We start from the raw sequence: 21,415 nt of genomic DNA, 5'->3' as shown, positions 1-21,415 counted from the left end.
GCCATGCGATTGCTTGTTCTTCCCCTCGTTCTTGCCCTTGCCCTGTCGGCGTGTTCGATGGCGCCGACGCTGGTCAAACCGGCAATGCCGGTGCCGACGGCCTACACGGCCGCCGCGGCCGCCGATCAGCACGCGAACGCGGCCGATCTCGGCTGGCGCACGATGTTCGGCGACCGCCGCCTGCAGCGCCTGATCGAGATCGCGCTCGACAACAACCGCGACCTGCGCCTCGCGGCGCTGAATGTCGACGCCGCCGAAGCGCAGTACGGCATTCAGCGCTCGGCGCGCCTGCCGTCCATCGGTGCCGGCGCGAACTTCACGCGCCAGCGCACGGCGGCCGACCCGCAGTCGAACCCGCCGCTGTTCGAAACGACGCAAACCCAGTACGGCGTGAACGTCGGCATCAGCGCGTTCGAGATCGACCTGTTCGGCCGCGTGAAGTCGCAGTCGGATGCGGCATTCGCGCGCTACCTCGCGACCGATCACGGCCGCCGCGCGGTGCAGATCTCGCTCGTCGGCGCGGTGGCGGACGCGTATTTCGCGGAACGCCTCGCCCAGGAGCAGCGCCGGTTGTCCGAGCGCACGCTCGGCGACTGGCAGCAGTCGCTCGATCTCGCACGACGCCTCAAGGAAGCGCATCAGGCGAGCGGTGTCGACATCGCGCAGGCCGAAGGCCAGGTCGCGAGCGCCACCGCCGATCTGGAAGCACGCACGCGTGCCGTCGAACAGGCGCGCAACGCGCTGCGCCTGCTGCTCGGCACCGAGCCGCCGAAGGATCTGCCCGACGCGCTGCCGCTGCACCAACAGCCGGTGATGACGCAACTGCCGGCCGGCCTGCCGTCCGAACTGCTGTTCCGCCGCCCGGATATCCAGCAGGCCGAACAGAATCTCGTCGCCGCGAATGCGGACATCGGCGCCGCGCGCGCCGCGTTTTTCCCGCGCCTGTCGCTGACCTCGTCGATCGGCTTCCTCAGCCCGGCGATGGGCAGCCTGTTCGCCGGCGGCCAGAACGTGTGGAGCTTCGCACCGCAGGTCTCGGTGCCGATCTTCCAGGGCGGCCGGCTGCGCGCCGAGCTGCGCCTCGCGGAAGTGCGCAAGTCCAGCGCGGTGGCCGAATACGAACGCTCGATCCAGACCGCGTTCCGCGAAGTCGCCGACGGCCTCGCCGGGCGCGAAACCTTCGGCCACCAGATCGAAGCGCAGACGCGCGTGGTCAGCTCGGCCGAACGCCGCACCGACCTGTCGAACCTGCGCTATCGCGCGGGTGTCGAGGGGCGGCTGGAGTTGCTGGATTCGCAGCGGCAGCTCTATGCGGCACGGCAGGCGCTGCTCGACCTGCGTCGCAGCGAGCTCGGCAATGCCGTCGCGCTGTACAAGGCGCTCGGCGGCGGCCTGACGGAACAGGATGTCGCACCTTCAACGAGCGTGGTGCAGAACTGAACGACGGGCGCGGCGCCTTCCGCGGCGGCATGCGGAACGGCGCAGCGCGATTCAGCCCGGCAACGGGCTGCTCCGATGGTTCGACATCGCACGGCAAACCCAATGACGAATTCCCTGATACTGATTGCAGAAGACGAACCCGAGATCTCCGACATCCTCGACTCGTACCTGACGCACGACGGCTTTCGCACCTACCGCGTCGCGGACGGGCAGGCGGTGCTCGACGTTCAACCTCACCTGAAGCCCGACCTGATCCTGCTCGACGTGAAGATGCCGCAAAAGAACGGCTGGGATGTGCTCGCCGAGCTTCGGCGGCGCTGCAATACGCCGGTCGTCGTCATCACCGCGTTCGATCGAGACCTCGACCGGCTGCAGGCATTGCGCTCCGGCGCGGACGACTACATCGTCAAGCCGTTCAACCCGGCCGAGGTCGTCGCGCGGCTTCGCGCGATCCTGCGCCGCGCGGGCAAGCCACCGACCGCGCGCATGCTGCGGGTCGGCGATCTGGAGATCGACACCGAAAGCTATCTGGCGCGCGTGCGGACGGAATCGGCCGAGGTGCAGATTGCTCTAACGCTGACCGAATTCCGGCTGCTCGCGTACATGGCGAGATCGCCGAGCCGCGTCTTCACGCGCGGCGAACTGCTCGATGCGTGCATGGCCGATGTGAGTGTGATGGAACGCACGATCGACAGCCACATCTGCAGGCTGCGCAGGAAGCTCGAACAGGCCGGTGCGCCGGGCATGCCCGAAGTGATGCGCGGTGTCGGCTACCGGCTGCGGGGCGCGCAATGACCGTGCCGGCGAAGCCGAGCCGGCAGATCGGGCTGGCGATCGGCCTGCTCGCGATCGCCGTCATGCTGATCGCCGGCACCGGTGCCTTCTTCATTTGTGCATTGCGCGAGCCGGTTGCGTTGCCGCACGACGCAACGGCCGACGCGACGATCCGCAACGCGTCCACCTGCCTGGTGCTCGCGGCGGCGCTGTTCGTCGGCCTGCTCGCCGCCGCGTTCGACCTGCTCAGGCTGATTCGCCGCACGCTCGGGTCGCTCGACTCGGTGGCGGAAAGCGCCGGCCGCGTCGTGATCGGCGATTTTTCCGCGCATGCGGTTTCCCGCGACGGATGCCTGACCGACATGTCTCGATTCATTGAGAACTTCAATACGATGACCATTCGACTGAAACCCCTGACTTCGTTCAATGCGGCAACCGCGGCCGCCGGTGGCGGCAACGCAATGCACGCACGACTCGCGGAACTCGAAACCCGGCTCGAAGAAATCCGGGGGCTCGCCACCGAAGCGGATGCATCGTCGCGCGAAGCCCTGCTTCACTGTGTCGACGGGCTGTTCCGGTTCGTCGACGACCTTCGGGTCGCCGAGCAACCGGAAGCGCCGGCCATTCGAGCACTTCCTCGATAAGCGGTCGGCCCATTACATGACGAATAGGAACGGATCGGCGAATCGAATTCCGCATTACCTGCGAAAGCGATTTTGAACATTACAAAATACTGCCGATCTTTTCAAAAACATTTCACGTTATTCGATTTAATTTTGTTTCATATAATCAAAAAAAGTTTGACACTCCGCTTTCGTTCTTGATACCGTCCGATTCAAGCAATCGGACGAATTGTTCACCACGCAATCGATTCCGCTCTACGTTTTTTCGCTTCCGCCGCACCGAAGTGCTCGCCGCCGGCCGTGTCGTTCGCGCACCGGCGCATGCAATATCCCGATGCATCTCATTGGACGACTGCCATCCGGCAGCGGGCCGAAGGATCGAATGAAATGAGCAGGATAACGAAGCTGTTGCTCTAGCAATCCCGCCCGCGCCATGTCCGCGCGGCTGCCCCGCATCGCGGCGCAGCCCTTCCGCTACCGCGTTTTCCGTATTTCGCCCCCGGAGAGAAACCACTTTTCCGGATCGGGCGAAAGGCCCTGTCGCGTCCGCGCCAACCGTGCGAGCGCGACAGAATGCGGCGATGCATGACCCGCACCGCCGTCGACCGTTGTTGTTCGTGCCGTTCGATGTTCAACCGGAGGGGTAATTCAAATGAATCAGGTTGCAGACAAGAAACAAAAGCACATTCGCATCGTCAAGCTCGCATGCGCCGCCGCGGCCGCTTCGTTCGGCATGGCGACCGCCCACGCCGCGCCGGCAGCCGGCTGGACGGAAACGCGCACCAAGGGGTTCCTGCCGCTCGTGCAGCAGAGCGAAGCCGGCGTGGCCGGCGCGCCTGCCGCGAGCACGGCCGCCGCCGCAGCCGCGGCCATCGAAATGGCGCCCGGCGAATCGGTGGACATCGTGCTCGGGCTGAACCTGCGCAACGAGGCGCAACTCGACAAGTACCTGCGCGACCTGCATACGCCCGGCTCGCCGCACTACCGGCAGTTCCTCACGCCCGCGCAGTTCGCCGCGCAATATGCGCCGACCGACCAGCAGGTCGCGTCCGTCGTCGCGCACCTGCGCAAGGAAGGTTTCGTGAACATCGTGGTCGCGCCGAACCGGCTGCTGGTGTCCGCATCCGGCACCGCGGCGACCATCAAGTCGGCGTTCCGCACGACGCTCAAGCGCTTCACGCGCAACGGCCGCAGCGTCTATGCGAATACCGACGCCGCGCAAGTGCCGAACGCGATCGGCGGCATCGTGGGCGCGGTGCTCGGCCTGCAGAACGTCGAGCTGATGCATACCGGCGCGGGCAGCAAGCCGCAAGGCAACACCAGCAACCTGACGATCCCGGCCGGCGCGTCGGCAGTGCCGCACAACCCGACCGAATTCTCGTCGCTCTACGGCGGCGACAGCACGCCGACGGCCTCGCAAACCACGGTCGGCATCATCTCCGAAGGCGACCTGTCGCAGACGGTGAGCGACCTCAATACGTTCGCCGCGAACAACGGCCTCGGCACGATCAGCAGCAGCGTCGTGCAGACGGGCCCGGCCGGCAGTTCGTACACCGATACGTCCGGCACCGTCGAGTGGAACCTCGACAGCCAGTCGATCGTCGGCGCCGCCGGCGGCAGCGTGAAGCAGGTCGTGTTCTACGCGGCGCCGTCGATGACGCTCACAGCGATCACGGCCGCGTACAACAAGGTGGTGACGGACAACGTCGCGAAGGTGATCAACGTGTCGCTCGGCGTGTGCGAATCATCCGCAAACAGCACCGGCTCGCAGGCGACCGACGACACCATCTTCAAGCAGGCGGTCGCTCAAGGGCAAACCTTCTCCGTATCCGCAGGCGACCATGGCGCGTACGAATGCGCGAGCGGCACGCCGTCGCGCTCGACCTACACGGTGAGCGAACCGGCGACGTCGCCGTACGTGATCGCCGTGGGCGGCACGACGCTGTTCACCAACACGTCGACCAACGCGTACAACAGCGAGATCGTCTGGAACGATCCGAGCTGGCAGCCGGGCACCGTGTGGTCGACGGGCGGCGGATACAGCAAGTACGAGGCTGCGCCGTCGTGGCAATCGTCGACCCTCACCGGGTCGACCAAGCGCGCGCTGCCGGACGTCGGCTTCGACGCCGACCTGCGCACCGGCGCGATTCTGGTGGTGAACGGCCAGACGTCCGACACGCTGTGGGGCTCGGGATACCTGAACAACGAAGGCGGCACGAGCCTCGCCGCGCCTATCTTCACGGGCATCTGGGCGCGGCTGCAGTCGGCGAACAACAATGCGCTCGGGTTCCCCGCGTCGAGCATCTACAAGTACTTCCCGTCCAACGCGGCGCTGTTGCACGACGTCACGTCCGGCAACAACGGCAGCGGCACCTACGGCTACAAGGCGAAGGCCGGCTGGGACGCGACGACGGGCTTCGGCAGCGTGAACATCTCGAAGCTGAACGCGTTCATCCAGAGCACGTCGGATTTCGCGCGCTGATGGATCGATGATCGATGCGGTTCCGGGTGCGCGCCGTTTCGTGCGCCCGGAACCGCATGCAACTGGGTAAAGAACCCGCGAAGGCTGCGAAGCCGTCGCGGGTCTTCTGCATTCGCGTACGGCGCGCGCCGCCGTATTCTCCGAAGCCTCCCGGTCTTGCCGCGGTACTCAATCGGCCCAGTTCCGGACGTAGTCCGGCACGGGCACGCTGCCGCTTTCGTCGGCATGAACCGGCGTGCCACGCGTCGTCTTCAGCGGCAGAATTCCCGCCCACACGGCGAGCGCGAGATCTTCCTCCTTGTCGGAAGGCAGCGAATCGCTGACTTTCACGGCCGCTTCCGCAAGGGAAATCCGCAGCACGCTGGTTGCATTGAGTTCCTTCGAATTGCCCGGTCGCGCTTCATGCTTGCGGCCCGCGGCGATCTTGTCCATGAAGGCATCCAGCGCCGCGAGTTTTTCCGCGCCGCCGTCCACTACGTCGAACTGCCCGTAGACCACCACCGATCGATAATTCATCGAATGACTGAAGGCCGACTTGGCCAGCACGAGCCCATCCAGCAGCGTAATCGCCACGGACGCCTGCGCGCCCGCAGACAACGCCTTGACCATCCGGCTCCCGTTGGACCCGTGAATATAAAGGTCATCGCCCCTTCTCCAGTGCGCGGTCGGGATGCAGTGCGTGTCGTGTCCATCGCTGAACGCGATGTGACAGACGTACGCATCGTCCACGATGCGGTGAAGCATCGTGCGATCGCGATTCGCCAGTTCTGGCAGGCGGCGAATGGTGGTACGGGATGTAGGAGAGATGTGGGTCTGGTCTTTCATGTTTGATTTTCCTGTTCGTGCGCCACCTGGCGCGCATCGAGCGGTCCGCGTTTCGGCAACACACGGAATTAGATCGAAAATATCTATGCACTGCGAAATGAATCGAATCGGAATCGTGCAGCATCCCCGCCCGAACGACGGGTCGATCGACTCATCGACAGCCGCTCGCCAAATCGATCAAAATACGCGATTGCGACGATCGTCCGACATACCGGCCATCTGCCGCGAATCGCCCGGCACGGGCCTGCACCGCAAGAACGTGAACAATACGATGTGCGTTGATTCTTAAAAAGAACCAGCCCAAGGAAAAAAACTGGAACCAGCCGATGGACCTGGCGCTACTCATCTCCTCGCTGTCCAGACAGGACGGCACGACAAGACACAGCCAGCAGGAAGCCCTGTACCGGGGCCTGCGCAACATGCTGCTGGACGGGCACATTCCGCCCGGCACGCGGCTCGTGTCGACGCGCGTGCTCGCGACGGAGCTGGGCATCGCGCGCAACTCCGCGGTCTATGCGTACGAGCGTCTTGCCGAAGAAGGCTTCGTGGCGGCCACGCGCAACGGCACGATCACGCTGTGGGATGGATGCGGCCGTTCGAGCGCCGGGAATGACGACAGCCCGGCCCCGGTTCATCTGGCCGAGCGCGTGTACGGCCTGGAGAACGCCGATCCCGAGCCCGAGCGCATGCTGCCGTTCGTCCCCGGCCTTCCTTCGCTCGACGAATTCCCGGTCGCCCAGTGGCGCCGTTGCATCGAGCGCGCATGGAAAGCCGTCAAGCCCGCCCAGCTCGCGTATGGCCCGGTCGAAGGGCTGCCCGAATTGCGGCGCGCCGTGGCCGCCTATATCCGGGTTTCGCGAGGCGTGCGCTGCGAGACCGGCCAGGTATTCATCACCGACGGCACGCAGAGCAGCCTCGAGTTATGTGCGCGCATGCTCGCGAATCCCGGCGAATTCGGCTGGCTCGAAAACCCCTGCTATAACGGCGCACGCACGGCATTCCGCTCGACCGGCCTGAATATCGTGCCGATCGAGGTCGACCATGAAGGCATGGCGCCGACCGACGAACAGTGGCGCGCCCACCCGCCCAGGCTGATCTATACGACGCCGTCGCACCAATATCCGCTCGGCGCGCTGATGAGCCCGCGGCGGCGAGCGGCGCTCGTCGAGCATGCGCGTGCCTGCGGTGCGTGGATCATCGAGGACGATTACGACAGCGAGTTCCGCCATGGCGGCCAGCCGCTCCCGGCGATCCAGGGCCTCTATGCCGACGCGCCCGTCTGTTATCTCGGCACGTTCAGCAAGACGATGTTTCCCGCCCTCCGGCTCGGCTTCATGGTGGTGCCACCGGTGCTGGTCGACCGCTTCACCAGGACGCTGCGCGAACTCGTCCATCGCGGCCATTCGGCCGATCAGCTGGCGATGGCCGAATTCATCGACACCGGCCTCTTTGCGCGGCACCTGCGCCGCATGCGGGCGCTGTACGCCGCGCGGCGCAGCAGCCTCGAAGCGGCACTCGCCCGCCATCTCGGCACATCGTTGAGCGTTCGGGAAAGCCCGGGCGGCATGCATCTTTCCGCGGATCTCGCGCTACCGCAGCACGACACCGAAGTCGCGCGCGCCGCGTCCGCGCATGGCTTGCTGCTTCAGCCGCTGAGCAGCTACGCCGTCGGCGACGGCCGCCGGTACAACGGCTTCGTGCTCGGGTATTCCGGGCTGACCGACGCGATGATCGAGACAGCGACGATCCAGCTCGCGGACGTCATCGAAAAGCACGGCCGCACGCGGTGCTGAGCGCAGCACGACGCATCGTCGCTCACAGTTGCGATTCGATCGGAAACAGCCCGAGAAACCAGACTTCCATCCGACGCGCAGCCGACACTTCCGGTTCGTGATCGAGCTCGGTGAGCTTCCCGTCCGAATCGGTCTGAACCCACTTGAGCTGCCCTTTCCCCGCCGGATCGGTCCTCGGCTCGACGCGCCACGCGATCCGGTCGAGTCGGGATTCCAGGTCGTTTGCAACCTGCGACGCAATCGCCGGACTCTCGCAGTAAACGCCGATCTCCGTATTGAGGTTCAGCGAGCGCGGATCGAGGTTCATCGATCCGATGAAAATGCTCTTGTGGTCGAACACGTAGGTCTTCGCATGCAGCGACGCACGCGACGACCCGATGATGACCTGCTTCGAAATGCTCTTGTCGCCCGACGGCCGCCGCTCGTAAAGCCGCACGCCGGCCGCCACGAGATCGCTTCGGTAGCGACGGTAGCCGGCATGCACGGCCGCCACGTCGGTCGACGCGAGCGAATTGGTCAGCACCGTCACGCGCACGCCGCGCGCCGCGAGCGCGCGCAGCCGCTCGACGACGGCCTTGCCCGGCACGAAATACGGCGACACGATCAGCAGGTCATGTTCGGGCTGCAATGCGAGCGCGCGCAACTGCGGCATCAGATGCCCGTCGCTGTCCTTCGGCGAATGCGCGATCTTCGACGGATCGTCGTACAGCACCGTCGCGCGCCCCCACGACAGTTCCGTGCCCTGCCCATGAACGATCCGGTCGAGCCGTTGCCTCGCTTCGAGCACGTAAGGATTGTCCTCCATCGCCCTCAGGTAGTCGCGCAACCGTTCGCGCTCGCGGTCCAGCCCGCCCGGCGCCGCGTCGTGCCCGACCAGCGCGTCGATCGGATACGCATACGGGGAATTCCAGAACGTATCGAATTCCGTCGAGATGTCCTTCACGACCGGACCATGGACGACGACATCGAGATCGCCGAACTCCAGCATCGACGATGCGCCGAAGTATTCGTCGCCGATATTGCGGCCGCCGACGATCGCCGCCTGGTTGTCCGCGATCATCGCCTTGTTGTGCATGCGCCGGTTGACGCGCGAGAACTCGAACACCGTGCCGATCTTCTTGAACGTGCGCGTGGCAACCGGATTGAACAGCCGGATCTCGATGTTCGGGTGCGAGCTGATCTCGAGCAGCTTGCGGTCGTCCGCGTTCGTGCCGAGATCGTCGAGCAGCGCGCGGACGCGCACGCCGCGATCGGCCGCGCGAATGATCGCGTCGGCCAGTTCGTGCCCGGTCAGGTCGTCGTGCCAGATGTAGTACTGGAGGTCCAGCGAGCGGTCCGCGCGGTCCGCAAGCAGCACACGCGCATCCAGCGCATCGACCGGATCGGTCAGCAGATGAAACGCGTCCTGCCCCGGATGCATGCCGGCCTGCTGGCGGAACGCAACGCCCAGCCGCGTGTTTTCCGTGTCGGCGAACGCATGTGTCGGCGCGCGGTCGGCCTGCGGCGGCAGGCTGGCGCACGCGACAAGCGCCAGCAACGAAAGAATCGCACCCCACGAACGCAGCATGATCATGATTGCCGTCGCCACTCCCCGGCGAAGTATGTTTATTCTGGCCACCGGATGGATCACGGGGCTCGACGGCTACCCGGGCGCCCGAAAGGCATCGCGCGCGGACCGTGCCGCGCCACAGCATACTTCGATTGCCATCGGGACGGCACCCTCTCCGTGTTTTCCCTGCGGCGGTGTCCTGAAGATGCGCGACACGCCGCTGTCGCTCGCGGCGGAAACGCTCGCGCGGATGGTCAGGGTGGAGATCGATGCGGGCACAAGCAGCGCATGCGGCATGCTGCCTGCATCGCTTCCAGCAGCGTGCGAACTATCCTTCTGCTCGCTACCGTGCTAGGCATTTGCCCTTGCTCGCGACACGCAGCCGCGAAGCGCGGCTGGTCAAATAGCCTGTCGGTCGGCTAGCGTAGATGCGCCCGCAGGCCGCGCGATGCTCGGGTTGCCGAAGCAGACGCGTACGACGACTCGGACGCAGCGCAATCTGATGAAGAGCAAGCGTCCGGCACCGGACAGACATGCGGCGCGAATAGCCGCATTGGTGAGAGGCGAGGCGAGCCGGTCCTGTCAGTCAGACCGGCGCTACCGCCACACCTCGACTCCCCTCCGAATCCTCCAGGAGATCCGTCATGAAAACATCCGCGTCCTTGGTGCGCGCGCTCCTTCTAAGCGCCACGTTAGTTGGAATCGCCCCGGTTGCAGCCGACGACAACCTCCCTCCGGTGCAGCACACCGATCAGGTTGCCTATTTGTCGGGCGGCATCGGACTCGATCAATCGGTCGCCATCAAGGGCGTCATGCGCGACTACGCTCTCGTGCTCACCTTCGTCCGCCGGGCCCCAAGCGGGAACGAATACTTGTCCGACGTACTGGTGACCATCACGGACATGAAAGGCAATACGATTCTGGAGGCGCCGTCTGATGGCCCGTTCATGCTGGCCAATCTGAGGAACGGACGTTATGCGATCAATGCCAGCTACAACGGCCAGTCCGAACGATACATCGTGAACATTTCGGCATCCCGGCACGCACGCCATACGTTTATCTGGTTCATGTAGACATGAGCAGCGCCCCCTCCGCGCACAAGCGGCTGCCTGCGCAACGGCCTCTCGAGCCGGCAAGCTCGCACCGGTACGCCCTGCATTGATTACATCCGTAGTACTACCGATGAAACGACAATCCTCGATGCGATTGCGCCGTCAGTGGCCAATGTGCGTGACAGGAAGGCGTGGCCGCCAGGCATCCACTCGACGCCACCGTCCGCGCGACTTGTGAAGGCCAGCAACGCATCGTCCTTCCGATTCCGGTCGATTCGTTATCCGGATCTGCATCGATCCGACAGATCCATGTTCGATCCGGTGCACACTTTGTACGCTGTCGTACCGCGCCGGCCGTCCGTTTCCAGTACCGTGAAAGCATGCCGTACATCCGTCACGACGCCACGCCAGCCTGTACACCTACCGCGTGCATGAACGGGAGCGGCACGAATCGCTCCGGATCCACGAGCGAGCGACTGGACGCCACCGCACGGCATGCGGTTCAGCCGGATCATCGACATGCCGCGCATCGATCTGACGAGAACATCATGCTACGAAGCATCAAGGAATTGCACGGAAGTGCGGTGCGCGCGAAGGACGGCGACATCGGACACGTCAATCAAGCCTATTTCGACGACGACAACTGGTGCATCCGCTACCTCGTCGTCGAGACGGGCGACTGGCTGCACGAGAGGCTGGTGCTCATCTCGCCCTATTCCGTCAAGCACACCGACTCCCGGTCCAGCACGCTGCATGTCGACCTTACGCGCCAACAGGTAGGAGACAGCCCGGACCTGGACGCACACAAGCCGGTATCCCGCCAACACGAAATCGAATACCTGCGTTACTACCATTACCCGCCCTACTGGGGTGGCCCGAACCTGTGGGGCATGGCCGCATCCCCAGCGTTCCATTCTGCCGCCCTGTCGCAAGATCTCGAGGCGGGAAATCCGCTGCCCGCCTGCGCAACGCCGGGCGATGCGCCAGCAGATGCGCCGACGGATACGCATCTGCGCGGCACCGGCAAGGTCAAGGGTTATCGGCTCGAAACCACGGCCGGACGCATCGGCCGCGTGTCTGACTTCATCTACGACGATGAAGCCTGGGTGATCCGCTATCTCGCGATCAGCGCGCGGAACTGGTGGTTGACCAACAGGGAAGTCCTGATCGCGACGCACTGGCTCGACCGGGTGGACTGGGCCACGGAAACGGTATCGACCACGCTCAACCGCGACTCGATTCGCCACAGCCCCGAATACGACGATTCGCAGCCCGTCTATCGAAGCGACGAGATTGCGCTGCATCAGTTCTACGGCAAGCACGGCTACTGGTTGAATGCCGAATCGTCGACGGCCCGCGGTGCGCTTTGACGCCGCGGCCTCGGACCGCGCGAGATCCCGCAACCTTCCCGCTCGTCCGTCCTGAACGCTTTATCAGTACGCGCCGGAGAAGTTCCATGTCCGCTTTCATGCCCGTCATCTCGGCCAGGCAATTCATCGAACTGGTCAATCAACGCCTGCCCTCGCATCACGTATTCAAGGCCGGGATGCGCGTGTTTCTCGTGAGGCCGGCATCCGCCGATGCCGATGCGACCGAGTTCGACTATTCACCGAGGACGCGCCGGGCGAGCGGCGTGGTCCTCTACGTCGTCGATCATGTGAAATCCCAATTCCTGGTCGAGCCGGACCTGCGGTTGGCCGGCTCCGGATAGCGCCGTTCGATGCGGCCGCCGGTCGAAGCCGGCTCGGATTCCAACCTGGATTCCATCTCGTCCGTCGATCAACCGCCCCCGAGCGCTTCGATCGAATCCACGGCCTCGATCATCCTCTCGGCCTGCGCGTTCAATACCGACAGCGGAGCAGCCGGCGCCGCTGCCTACGCGACGGCGACGGTCGTGTAGTACCGCATCCCCTTGACGCCCCGAAAAACAAAAAACCCGCGAAGCCTTGCGGCTATCGCGGGTTTGCAGCATTTGTGCCGTTAAGCATAAGTCGTCCGCCATATAAAGCATAAACGGCCCTCGCGTTATGGCGTTGCCGCCAGCCACATTATCCACAAAAAACCATTAGTTGACCACTCGCGCAAATATAAAGCATATACCGTCCGTGAAAATCACCGATAAAATAGTCTAGTTTTTCTCTTTAATGCGACGCAAACTCGAATACCATGAATGACAGCGCAGTATCGATGGGCCGCCAAGGAGAGAGTCGACATTTTCCCGCCGGGCCCTCATTGGTGAACAGGAGATGCTCATGACTATTTGGAGAATCGCCCCAGTGAGTGAGGAACCTGGGGTAACGTTATCGCGCTGGAGAATCATGGAAACTGGAGTTGCCCCTGTAATACCGGACACAGCATCACACTAAGGTTGCTGAATCCATCGAGCGCCGGAACTCGCGAGGCGAGCGGAATTTCAGCGCGCTATGGGGATGCTTCTCGTTGTAATGCTCGAACGCGATGGCCAAGTTGCGTGCAGCAGTCGCTGCGTCCGGCTTCGGCATGAAGGCGACGTAGTCGCGTTTCATCGTCTTTACGAAGCTCTCGGCCATCCCATTACTTTGTGGGCTGCACACCGGTGTGGTCAATGGCTTCAGGCCGATGGCCACTGCGAACCGGCGCGTGTCGTCGGCCGTGTAGCCCGAACCATTATCGCTCAGCCACTCGATTTCGGACGTGTATGCAGTTCGTTGCCAAACCGATTTTCCACTGCAGCCAGCATCACGTCTCGCACGATGTCGCCGCTGTGGCCTGCCGTCGTGGCGGCCCAGCTTATCGCCTCACGATCACAGCAATCCAGCGCGAACGTTACACGCAGCGGCTCGCCATTGTCGCAGCGGAACTCGAAGCCGTCCGAGCACCATCGCTGATTGCTGCGCGCTACGGCCACCTTGCCGTCGTGTCGACGTTGGGGGCGAAGCGGAATCGGCCGACGCTGCATCAGCAACCCATGTGTGCGCATGACGCGATAGATGCGCTTGGCATTGAACGGCCCCAGCCCAACCGCGACGCGCTCGTTGCGCAATATGCCCCAAACCCGGCGATAGCCATAGCTGGGCAAATCGCCGATGACCCGGCGGATTTCCTCGACTGCGACCGCGTCGTCAGTCTGCCTCGATTGACGGCCATCGCGCCACGTCGCCGGACGCGACAGTCGTGCCGATACGTTCGAGCGCGACACGCCGAGAACTTCACAAACCAGTTTCACTGGTCGTCCTCCGGCAGCGAGGGCGAGTGCGCTATCCATTTTTTTGCCCGGCCGTACTCGACTGCTTCGCGGAGAATCTCGTTCTCCATGGTCTTTTTGCCGAGCATACGTTGCAGCTCACGAATCTGCTTGAGCGCGTCGGCCAGCTCTGAGGCGGGAACCACTTCCTCGCCAGCCTTGACCGCTGACAGGCTCCCGTCCTGGTACAGCTTGCGCCAGTGGAACAGTTGGTTCGGATTCACGCCGTGCTGGCGCGCGACCATCGAAACCGATTTCCCCGGCTCGAAACTCTCGCGAACCATCGCCAGCTTCTGCTCCGCCGTCCAGCGCCGCCGACGCTCCGGGCCCGTCAACACTTCCATCACTTCCTGCCTGGTGTTAGTCAAAAACACAGTCTTATGCCTACCCGTTATTGTAAGTGGGTGACTGTGTCCGGCGTTTCAGGGGGCTGCTCCAGTGGCTAAGGGCAGTCGTAGAAAGTCAGGGAATGATGAATGCACCCAGTGAAATTGATTGACGCTGCACGAACTCAATAGAACAGTCGCTTAAGCATACCCACATCCGCAGAACGGCTAGAGAGACGATTGGCTTCGCCAAAGTAGTGAATGCGCGCGCTTTCGTCAAGAATAAGTCCATTGACGGCGAACTTCCTCAGTTGCGTTTGGCCAGTGTATTCGCTCCTGCTCCAGACGACGGCGTTCGCCCCATCGTCCGGTTTGAAGATCGGACAGTAGTTGCGCTTCGTCCTTCGTGAGATTCACGGCAGGCCGCTTGTCCTGAGTCGGCTCGTCGGTCAGGAGATGTCGATGCGACTCAACGACCTCCTCCGTCATCAGAACCGACCTCAGATCTGGGAAGATTTCGCGAGCCCGGGACAGTATATGCAAGCCCCAAGTATCGATGTCGCCCCAGTAGAGAACATCCGCAGCCGGCGCCCATTCTATTCCCCGTAGAGCAGTCACATTGTTCCCGAGCGCCATCACGACTGCCACTCCTTCGATATCCGGAAGCGCCAGCCCGCTCTCGAGGTTCTCGACAATCAGTAGTCGCTTTGGTGGATACCGAAACACATGGTTCCACTGGCCTACGGGGATCTGAAGATCCTCCATGCCCAGCAGTTGCTCGCGAAGCCCGACATCGAGCAGTCTCATCCGTACCGTATCGGGTGAACGCCGCAGCCCCATGACTTCACGAACATCCCCCTCCTTGCCGATAAGGATTCGAAGCAGCGGTTCCACGACGCCACGCCGCCCCTCAACCCATTTCGTGTCTATGTCTACCAGTGGCAATTGGCGCAGGTAGAGTCCGCTCGCCGGGTTCTGCCTGCACCAGGCCAGCAATTCCATCAGTCGTCGGAAATCATCGTCAGACCAGTCGGCGGTTCTTATGACAGCATTGGTGCAATCGCGCTGGCCGGCCAAGACCGGATACCGCTCTCCTATCTTCCGCCACCGCGCATGAAGGGTATCCCAATGCCGGCGCAGTCCTGCACAATCCGCCACAGCCTGCGCATCTTCGAACAATACCTTTTCCGGTACAGTGACGCTGCCCATGGTCCGCCAGTTCACCGAGCGCCACACGGCAGCGGACCTTCGCCCCTTATCCTTGGAAACCCTGTCGAAATCATTCCACGCGCCAAGCCAAGCCCGCATCGCCCCCGGCGCGCTGGCCGCAAGCCTGTCCGACGGGCCTCGCAGTGCAACCGATAACGGCCACGAGCCCTCCAATGGCTGCGCCAGCCAGTCGGCCTGATAACGCTCCAGCTGACGCCGGCACGCAACTGCGAGATCATCAGGCAGCAATGCGCCGCCGAGTTCATTCAGTGGCATTAGTTGTCGCTCTGAGGTATTTCATCATCGACGTTACCTTTCTCTTCGGGCCGCTGATTGCTGAGACCAACCAGTCGCCGATGCGCCATGTCGTACTCGATCGCAACCGCGCCAGAACTGTTGCGCAACTTGTTGCTAAAGACGTGGGCCCCACCGATGAATGGCTCGAGTGTTCTTACTGCCTTCATCGGTGTAGCCATCAGCATCTGGAATCCGAATGTATTGAAGATGTTCAGCGTCATTGCGGTGAACTCGCTATCAGCTTTGTCGAACGCCTCATCCATCAATACCGTGCAAAACTGCGGCAGCGGTCTCTGCGTCCCGGCGAGTTGATAGCGCAATGCCGCCGCCAGGCATGTCGCAGCCAGCTTTTGTCGCTGTCCGCCAGACTTACCGGCGCCGGACTGAAAAATGTCGCGCACTCGGCCATCAGCATCAAATTCTTTTGCCACAAATTCGACGTGCTGCCGTACGTCTAGCACAAGTGCTTTCCAGCGCTCGTCCTCCGGCTTGTCACTGTGCAACCGTTGGACGATTGTATTGAGGGCCTTAAACTGCTCCTCTCGCTCCTCGCGGGTCACATCTGGCTTGATATTGCGCTCGAGGCAGCTCTTGAGCTCGGCCAGGAACGCGGTCACATCCGGCAGCGTTCGAGGCCGGTTCTCCAAAACCAGATAGGTACCAGCGTTGAACTCCGACTGCGACAGTGCGTCGTTGACAATATTCATGCGCCCCCGTATCTCATCCTTCTCGGTAATGAGACGCTGCCTTAGTCGGGCCAGATGGCGATCGCTCTGTTCGTTGAGCAGCTTGAAAAAACGCTCCTCGAATCGGGGTAGATCGTCCTCCTCGATTTTGGCTAACAGCCGGGCATAGTCGGGCCAATCGTCCAGCGTCGCCCCCATATCCGCAGCTGCCATCTTGTGTTCACGCTGAAACATACGGAGAACTTCCTCAAGCAAGTTCCGCTCATTTGCTTGAGCCTTATCGGCGTCGTTCCTTCTGTCCTTCAGTTCACTGCGCGCAGATAGGCGTCGCTGCTCCAGGTTCTCCAGCGTCAGGTCGTCCAAGTTCCCAAATAATGACTGAAGCTCATCCCCGTCTACCGACGGCATACGCGCATCGTCGCGCGTATTTTCCAGATCCCGGATCAACCCGTTGATCTGCTGTTCGGTGTCAGCATATTTATTCCTTTCTGTTTCATGCGCGCTGCCCGCCTGGGCGGCCTTTGCCCCCTGCGCCTTGATTCGCTCATCGAGTTCCTGGATCTCCGGGTGTGAACGTTGCGCCTCTTCTATCTGGTTCAGCAAACGCTGCACCTCGTCGGCCACCGAGACGTCGTCGATGTCCTCCCAGACCACCTGCGTCAATTCCGCTGCTGCGTTCAGCTTCTCCCGTTCCTTGTTCTGCGTCGCCTGAAGTTCGGCTAGCTCCCGACTGGCTTCGCTTTCCACCTTCTGCTGAGCGTGGATTTCATCGAGAAGCTCAAGTTTTTTTTGCTCGTTGGAAAAACCGATCGCCCAACCCCGACGTTCATCAAGGCGGGTACGGTCATTTTTCTCATGCCGTGCACCTCCTCGCTTGACCTGACCGTGCAGGCTGATGGCCCGCGGTGAATTACGAAACTCCTCAGCCGTTTCTGCGCACACGAACTCGCCGTAATGTGCGGCTATCTCGTCGCGCAGCCAGCCGCCGTATTCATCCGCCGATGAATCCAGCATCCTGCCGGGAGCCTTCGGACCATTATCGAAACGCTTCTGATGCGGGCGCATACGCAGGTAAAGCACATGCTGTCCCGTATGATTCGACTCGAGCCAGTTCACAACTCCCGGATAGTGTTCCTCCGGCACGAGAAACGAGCGGGTAAGAGGAGCCAGCAAACGCTCCAGAGCACCTTGCCACCGCCTGAATTTCTCGGGTACGTCGAGCAGTTCACCGCCGAATGGAAGCGAAGCGGGATCCAAATTCAGGGTGAGTGCAATCTGGTCGCGGACATTGACCAGTTCACGCGGCAAGTTCGATTTTCTCTGTTCAAGCGAGGTCGCATCAGCAAGCAGTTCCTTGAGCTGCCGTTCCGCCTCAAATCTCTTCTGGCGCAGTTCCTCGGCCTTCGCCTCGCCTTCTTCACCCGGACCGCGACCCCGCAGCACTCCGGCGCGACCGATACATTCGCCAAAATGGCCAGCATCTTGCGGCTCAGGCCACCCGAGCGTCTGGAGCCAGACTGACACCCGGGCACGCGCACGGCGAACCTGCTTCAATTGCGTTTCCTTGGTGGCCAGCTGCGACTGTAGCCCTGCGACATTGCCGTCGTTCATGCCGGCACGCAGCGCCATCAATCGCTGGAGTTCGGTCTGCTGGTCGTCCGCCTTACGAGCCAATGCATCGACGCTCTGACGCAGCCCTTCGAGCGCGATCTTCAACTCGTCCACACGCCGGCCACGCAACGTGTATTGCAGATATTCGCGGTGGTGGTCAAGTTGCGCCAGCAGTTCGTCAACCCGGGCGACCTCCGCGTGATGCTCCTGATACAACTTATGATGCGAACGTGCGAGATTAAGCAGATCGCGCTGCTTACGAGCCTCCACGACGTCCTGGTGGGCCGCTGCCAGCGTGTTGAAGTCCTCGCAGAGCGCTTTGGCAAGGCCGAACGTTTGGGGCTCGTCCAGCATATTGTCACGCATGAACGCGTTGATATCGCCCAGATTCTTCGACGACTGTGTCCTGTGAAGCAATCGCAACGCTAGGTCGTGGTCTATACCTAGGCGCGCCTTGAAGCGTTCACGGAAGGACGCGTGCGTTTCAAAAGGTTTGACTTCAGGAAGATGCTTTGCAAACGAGCGCAGGTTGTAGTCGGCCTGCATGAAGAACGACAGTTCCTTGAGACTGAATTCCCGTTCGATCACGAAGAAACAGTGTCGCACGTCCTTTGCGAGTGTCGACTTACCCTTGATCCACCACATGCCGACCAGCGTCAGCATCTGCCCCTGTGCGTTTGCATACACCTCGGCGACTGCACTGAGGGTGGTGTCGGGTCGCAGATACTGCGCCGCGATGATCCCTTCCTCCGATTCCTGCGTAGCCCAGGCTCCACGTACATAAGTGACCATCGTCCGATCACGGGTGACTTTATCGTTACCCCGGGCCGCAGCATTGAACTCTGAATTCGGCGGCGCCATCAACGCCGAATGTGCATCGAGAATGGTCGATTTTCCCGATCCGGACGGCCCAACGAGCAAGTGACCGCGCGGCGAAATATCGAATACGTGGAGCTTGCTAAACGTCCCCCAGTTCATGACCTGCATTTGCCGCAGCCTGAACTGCTGCTGCTCTGCTTCTTCGAGATCACGATCGCTCCATGTCGGGCGAGAACCCTCTTCCCTACGCGCTGCCCCGTCCGCCGCTGCCGGCGACAATTCCGGATCCTCGAATAGCTGGGCTGTCTCCACGTTCGATCACTCCCCGTCCATCACACTGTCTTCATCAAATTCGTCCGGCTCATCGACGCTCGGCAAGCTCCCTGCATCATCCTCTACTGCTGGTCTCCCGTCTGCCTGTTCCCTGATACGCCGATAGGTTAGCGACAGTTCGCTTATCTGTTCATGTGAGAACACCAGCTTGAGCGCTGGCGACACCTCGAAGCGGTCTCCGCTATTGCGAATCAGGCGAAGGAAGTTGTACTTCTTGGCCTTTTCAATCGCTGCTTCGACCTGCCTGCTAAAACGCACCCGGTCAACGATATCACTGGCTTCGTACGCTTTCAGATGATCGACCATTTCCGACCGGGAAATCGTTGCACGGCGACCTTCGGCTTCAGCCAGAGTCAACTCCATCCTCAAGAAAAGCACCAGAGCGGAATCAACGAAGGTAAGCCGGACTTCCCGCAGAAGTTGCGGCACGTCGAGCTCCGGAGCATAGGCCGGGCGTGCAAATGCGATTTTTTGCTCTCGGTCAATGACGAGATCGAGGAAGGCCGCATGCAGCAATTGTCGCAATCGCGGCTCGTGGTCTATCAGGACTGGCCAGAGTCTGCTGTGACGTTCGTCGATTGAGGGACCGCGAAGCAGCAACGCGTACGCCCGGCGCACGTCATACGGTAGCGTCGACGAGTCACCTTCGAAGAGCGCCTTCTCCTGGCCGCCGTCGACTGGACGATGGAATTCGTCGTCTGCTTCATCAGGCAACTCTGCGTGCCTGTCCAGGTCACCCGCCTCGGGCGCATCGCCTATCGCGTCCGCTATACCCGTCCGAAATTCGGTCCCACCGCCCATCCGCCGGAAGACGGGTTGACGGTTATGGCGTTTGCTAATCGAGGTCATTCAGGCAGTCCCTCGTAAATAGTATCTGTGCAATCCGTGCGTGGCGCACGACACCATCTTGTCCGGCCCACGACACCCGTTCCCATGGATGGAATTCACGCTCGCTGTTCTGGAGAACGATACCGTATCTCTGACCAAGGGACATATAGCCAACTATTGACGCAAGCCCCTGGGTGACCTCGAACATACGGGTCAATTCTCCAACACTCACCTGATTGCGCTCGGCTAGTGCGGACCGGACGTTCTGCTTAAGTAGCGGAATGTCGATATCCGCGTTGTCGATCATCTCACGCATGGCCTCAAGGTCGATTTCCGGCGCCTCGGCCTCGTCGACTGAAGTTTCTCCGGGGCGCTCCTGTGGATCAGCGAGTACCAGTTGCGCCACCGAACGCAAGCTGCTGGTCGACAACGTCAGGGTGAAATCCAAAGTTCGGCCATTGGTCAGTTGGTCCTTCAGCGCCAGTGACTCCGCGATCGCAGAGCGGATCAAACGCTGAATCTTGCGCTGCTCCTGGAACTCCCGACTTTGCACAAAGGTTTTCAGACTACGGCTCAGCGTTGCCATAACGTCCTGAACCATCCCGCCTTCGACGAGCAATGTCTCCGTCACACGAAAAAGCCGTCGGCGCTCCTCGAGGCCCAGTGAACGGATAAATGGTCGAGACTCCAGCGCTTCCAGCGCAGCTTTTAATCCTTCAGATTGCGAAGGGTCAGTCAACAACCGCCAAAATGCGAGAAAAGACTTACCCTCGTCACTTTCCGCAATGACGTCGCTCCCAAGGAATACCTTCTCCAATACCTCTCCGCGAGATCCATCGTGCTCGACCAGTTGTCGGCGCAAGTCGCGATTGAGGCGTTCAAATGCTTCACGCACCCGCCTGAAATCGACTGCAATCGCCTCCGTCATCGCAACGATATGACGCCCCCGTTCGCTGGCACGAGCGGGATCCAGAGGCGACACACCATGCTTCATGACATGCCGGATTTCCTCAGTAATGCGCCTGGACTCCTCATGGAGAGTCGTCAGTCGAGATGCCGGATCTGGGTCGGTGTCGGAAGCCAAGCGGAGCACAGAATCGATAACGACCGCCAGGCCGCTTTCAGTAGCCGTCTGCCTCGGCTCAAGCTGTCCTCTGACCAGTTGCAGCGCTGGCACTACGTCTGCCGAGAGCTCATATAGCTCTTCGCTGGCCCCCTCCGGAAAACTGCGAGCTAGCCATTTGGCCTGCACCCACTCGGCAACCAGAATCTGCGGCGTCTTTTCAATATCCTCTCCGCGGGCACGTAATCCGTCCAGTTCGACCGAGAGCTTCTCCATTAGACTCGCCGAACCCAACTGCGTCGAGCTTTCGGAAAACAGCGATTGCAATAGCGCTATGGTCAAAGGCGCCTGATGGGAGCCGAGCAGCATCCACATCGGTTTCTCTCGAATTGCCTTGAGTTCATGCAGCACCAGTGCGGTTTTCATGTCACGCTCGTCTTCAGCTCGGCCTTCGCGGGTTGATTCTCTGACGGTTGGCTACA

16 protein-coding genes and 1 pseudogene are annotated in these 21,415 nt (G+C 61.8%); 10 read left to right on the top strand and 7 right to left on the bottom strand.

The window, feature by feature from the left end; genetic code table 11:
- The first annotated feature begins 3 nt into the window (after window positions 1–3).
- The 4 genes from MRS60_RS17245 (at window position 4) to MRS60_RS17230 (ending at window position 5,319) form a co-directional block, all read left to right on the top strand.
- Window positions 4–1,440, top strand: a complete 1,437-nt coding sequence (locus MRS60_RS17245) for an efflux transporter outer membrane subunit (RefSeq protein ID WP_243566262.1) — start codon at window positions 4–6, stop codon at window positions 1,438–1,440.
- 102 nt (window positions 1,441–1,542) lie between these two features.
- Window positions 1,543–2,235, top strand: coding sequence for a response regulator (locus MRS60_RS17240; protein ID WP_131949336.1), 693 nt, complete (start codon window positions 1,543–1,545; stop codon window positions 2,233–2,235).
- A gap of 62 nt (window positions 2,236–2,297) precedes the next feature.
- Window positions 2,298–2,858, top strand: a complete 561-nt coding sequence (locus MRS60_RS17235; protein WP_243566261.1) for a histidine kinase — start codon at window positions 2,298–2,300, stop codon at window positions 2,856–2,858.
- A 631-nt stretch (window positions 2,859–3,489) separates the two neighbouring features.
- Window positions 3,490–5,319 (top strand): S53 family peptidase, encoded by a 1,830-nt coding sequence (locus MRS60_RS17230; protein ID WP_243566260.1) that lies wholly within the window; start codon window positions 3,490–3,492, stop codon window positions 5,317–5,319.
- Between the two features lie 168 nt (window positions 5,320–5,487).
- On the opposite strand, the gene MRS60_RS17225 is transcribed toward MRS60_RS17230, so the two are convergent.
- Window positions 5,488–6,144, bottom strand: a complete 657-nt coding sequence (locus tag MRS60_RS17225) for a pyridoxamine 5'-phosphate oxidase family protein (RefSeq protein ID WP_131949339.1) — start codon at window positions 6,142–6,144, stop codon at window positions 5,488–5,490.
- A gap of 326 nt (window positions 6,145–6,470) precedes the next feature.
- Here MRS60_RS17225 and MRS60_RS17220 point away from each other — a divergent pair, with 326 nt between their 5' ends.
- Window positions 6,471–7,937, top strand: a complete 1,467-nt coding sequence (locus MRS60_RS17220) for a PLP-dependent aminotransferase family protein (RefSeq protein WP_131949340.1) — start codon at window positions 6,471–6,473, stop codon at window positions 7,935–7,937.
- A 22-nt stretch (window positions 7,938–7,959) separates the two neighbouring features.
- On the opposite strand, the gene MRS60_RS17215 is transcribed toward MRS60_RS17220, so the two are convergent.
- Window positions 7,960–9,510 carry a phospholipase D family protein gene (locus MRS60_RS17215; RefSeq protein WP_243566259.1) on the bottom strand — a complete coding sequence of 517 codons (1,551 nt, stop codon included), beginning with the start codon at window positions 9,508–9,510 and terminating at the stop codon, window positions 7,960–7,962.
- On the opposite strand from MRS60_RS17215, the gene MRS60_RS17210 reads away from it, so the two are divergent.
- The 5 genes from MRS60_RS17210 (at window position 9,503) to MRS60_RS17190 (ending at window position 12,438) form a co-directional block, all read left to right on the top strand.
- The gene (locus MRS60_RS17210) at window positions 9,503–9,841 is read left to right on the top strand and encodes a hypothetical protein (RefSeq protein WP_243566258.1); all 339 of its coding nucleotides are present in this window, start codon (window positions 9,503–9,505) and stop codon (window positions 9,839–9,841) included. The two genes, MRS60_RS17215 and MRS60_RS17210, sit on opposite strands and share 8 nt — an antisense overlap.
- Before the next feature lie 289 nt (window positions 9,842–10,130).
- Complete coding sequence (locus MRS60_RS17205) at window positions 10,131–10,559, top strand: carboxypeptidase regulatory-like domain-containing protein (protein WP_243566257.1); 429 nt, start codon at window positions 10,131–10,133, stop codon at window positions 10,557–10,559.
- Between the two features lie 527 nt (window positions 10,560–11,086).
- Window positions 11,087–11,908, top strand: coding sequence for a PRC-barrel domain-containing protein (locus MRS60_RS17200; protein WP_243566256.1), 822 nt, complete (start codon window positions 11,087–11,089; stop codon window positions 11,906–11,908).
- Window positions 11,909–11,994: 86 nt separating this feature from the next.
- Entirely contained in the window at window positions 11,995–12,249 is a 255-nt protein-coding gene (locus MRS60_RS17195) for a hypothetical protein (RefSeq protein WP_034180052.1), read from the top strand.
- A 9-nt stretch (window positions 12,250–12,258) separates the two neighbouring features.
- Window positions 12,259–12,438: a hypothetical protein gene (locus tag MRS60_RS17190; protein WP_243566255.1), complete on the top strand. Its 180-nt coding sequence runs from the start codon at window positions 12,259–12,261 to the stop codon at window positions 12,436–12,438.
- A 457-nt stretch (window positions 12,439–12,895) separates the two neighbouring features.
- On the opposite strand, the pseudogene MRS60_RS17185 reads toward MRS60_RS17190, so the two are convergent.
- From MRS60_RS17185 to MRS60_RS17165, 5 genes and pseudogenes are all read right to left on the bottom strand, one after another.
- A pseudogene (locus MRS60_RS17185) lies at window positions 12,896–14,105 on the bottom strand (IS3 family transposase).
- Between the two features lie 258 nt (window positions 14,106–14,363).
- Entirely contained in the window at window positions 14,364–15,572 is a 1,209-nt protein-coding gene (locus MRS60_RS17180; protein WP_243566254.1) for a Wadjet anti-phage system protein JetD domain-containing protein, read from the bottom strand.
- Window positions 15,572–19,021 (bottom strand): ATP-binding protein, encoded by a 3,450-nt coding sequence (locus tag MRS60_RS17175; RefSeq protein WP_243566253.1) that lies wholly within the window; start codon window positions 19,019–19,021, stop codon window positions 15,572–15,574. Before MRS60_RS17175 ends, MRS60_RS17180 begins: the two co-directional genes overlap by 1 nt.
- Window positions 19,022–19,027: 6 nt before the next feature.
- Window positions 19,028–19,891: a DUF4194 domain-containing protein gene (locus MRS60_RS17170; RefSeq protein ID WP_243566252.1), complete on the bottom strand. Its 864-nt coding sequence runs from the start codon at window positions 19,889–19,891 to the stop codon at window positions 19,028–19,030.
- Window positions 19,878–21,359 (bottom strand): DUF3375 domain-containing protein, encoded by a 1,482-nt coding sequence (locus tag MRS60_RS17165; protein WP_243566251.1) that lies wholly within the window; start codon window positions 21,357–21,359, stop codon window positions 19,878–19,880. The genes MRS60_RS17170 and MRS60_RS17165 overlap by 14 nt, the downstream gene beginning before the upstream one ends.
- Window positions 21,360–21,415 lie beyond the last annotated feature (56 nt).

Origin of the sequence: Burkholderia pyrrocinia, from assembly GCF_022809715.1 — a bacterium.
In the GTDB taxonomy this organism is placed as follows: domain Bacteria; phylum Pseudomonadota; class Gammaproteobacteria; order Burkholderiales; family Burkholderiaceae; genus Burkholderia; species Burkholderia pyrrocinia_C.
The sequence above is the reverse complement of the archived record's forward strand: the minus strand, read 5'-3'. Positions and strand labels throughout refer to the sequence as shown.

Coding starts and splice junctions, on each gene's coding strand:
- MRS60_RS17230 (WP_243566260.1), top strand. CDS start 3,490: ATGAATCAGGTTGCAGACAAGAAACAAAAGCACATTCGCATCGTCAAG.
- MRS60_RS17210 (WP_243566258.1), top strand. CDS start 9,503: ATGATCATGATTGCCGTCGCCACTCCCCGGCGAAGTATGTTTATTCTG.
- MRS60_RS17190 (WP_243566255.1), top strand. CDS start 12,259: ATGCGGCCGCCGGTCGAAGCCGGCTCGGATTCCAACCTGGATTCCATC.
- MRS60_RS17240 (WP_131949336.1), top strand. CDS start 1,543: ATGACGAATTCCCTGATACTGATTGCAGAAGACGAACCCGAGATCTCC.
- MRS60_RS17195 (WP_034180052.1), top strand. CDS start 11,995: ATGTCCGCTTTCATGCCCGTCATCTCGGCCAGGCAATTCATCGAACTG.
- MRS60_RS17180 (WP_243566254.1), bottom strand. CDS start 15,572: ATGCCACTGAATGAACTCGGCGGCGCATTGCTGCCTGATGATCTCGCA.
- MRS60_RS17225 (WP_131949339.1), bottom strand. CDS start 6,144: ATGAAAGACCAGACCCACATCTCTCCTACATCCCGTACCACCATTCGC.
- MRS60_RS17170 (WP_243566252.1), bottom strand. CDS start 19,891: ATGACCTCGATTAGCAAACGCCATAACCGTCAACCCGTCTTCCGGCGG.
- MRS60_RS17220 (WP_131949340.1), top strand. CDS start 6,471: ATGGACCTGGCGCTACTCATCTCCTCGCTGTCCAGACAGGACGGCACG.
- MRS60_RS17165 (WP_243566251.1), bottom strand. CDS start 21,359: ATGAAAACCGCACTGGTGCTGCATGAACTCAAGGCAATTCGAGAGAAA.
- MRS60_RS17200 (WP_243566256.1), top strand. CDS start 11,087: ATGCTACGAAGCATCAAGGAATTGCACGGAAGTGCGGTGCGCGCGAAG.
- MRS60_RS17235 (WP_243566261.1), top strand. CDS start 2,298: ATGCTGATCGCCGGCACCGGTGCCTTCTTCATTTGTGCATTGCGCGAG.
- MRS60_RS17215 (WP_243566259.1), bottom strand. CDS start 9,510: ATGATCATGCTGCGTTCGTGGGGTGCGATTCTTTCGTTGCTGGCGCTT.
- MRS60_RS17245 (WP_243566262.1), top strand. CDS start 4: ATGCGATTGCTTGTTCTTCCCCTCGTTCTTGCCCTTGCCCTGTCGGCG.
- MRS60_RS17205 (WP_243566257.1), top strand. CDS start 10,131: ATGAAAACATCCGCGTCCTTGGTGCGCGCGCTCCTTCTAAGCGCCACG.